Raw genomic sequence first — 600 nt, forward strand, 5'->3', positions numbered from 1 at the left:
AGCAACACCCAGGTCATCCTGAGCGACGGCTCAAAGCAGGGTGTTGTGAGCTACGCTTCCGGTAACATAACCACGACCCTCCCGAGCAACATCTTCAACACAAGCTTGGATGCCTGGAACTTTACATCCGGAACCAACTTTGGTGTTATAGTTGTGCAGGACTACGACGGTTCTCTCAAGAACTCCCCGAGCACCCCGACCCTCAACAAGGGGGACCTGGCAATTCTCACCGTTGACGTTAACGCACTCTTCGGCAGCAGCATAGGTGTAAGGCAGAAGATAACGGGCAAAGTGATCCCGGAGTTCGGTGCTCCAGGCGTTATTGAGTTCACCACGCCCACCTCATACACGAGCACCGTGGTGGAGCTTCAGTGAGGTGATGTGATATGAGGAAGAGGGGAGCTATTGGTATTGGGACTTTGATAGTGTTCATAGCCATGATTTTAGTGGCTGCCGTGGCTGCCGCCGTGCTTATTAACACGAGCGGCTTCCTCCAGCAGAAGGCCTCCAGCACCGGCAGGGAAACCACCCAGGAGGTCGCGAGCGGCATAAAGGTCAACAGTATTGTGGGATACACCCCGGACACATCAAAGATAACCA

Annotated in this window: 1 protein-coding gene and 1 pseudogene; both read left to right on the forward strand. The window is 54.0% G+C overall.

Features of this window, described 5'->3' with window-relative positions:
• Positions 1-375, forward strand: a pseudogene (locus tag PFER_RS00005) (flagellin); the annotation flags it as partial.
• Between the two features lie 11 nt (positions 376-386).
• On the forward strand, positions 387-600 hold a 214-nt coding region (locus PFER_RS00010; protein ID WP_048147706.1), incomplete at its 3' end, for an archaellin/type IV pilin N-terminal domain-containing protein.

Origin of the sequence: Palaeococcus ferrophilus DSM 13482 (assembly GCF_000966265.1) — an archaeon.
GTDB classification, from domain to species: domain Archaea; phylum Methanobacteriota_B; class Thermococci; order Thermococcales; family Thermococcaceae; genus Palaeococcus; species Palaeococcus ferrophilus.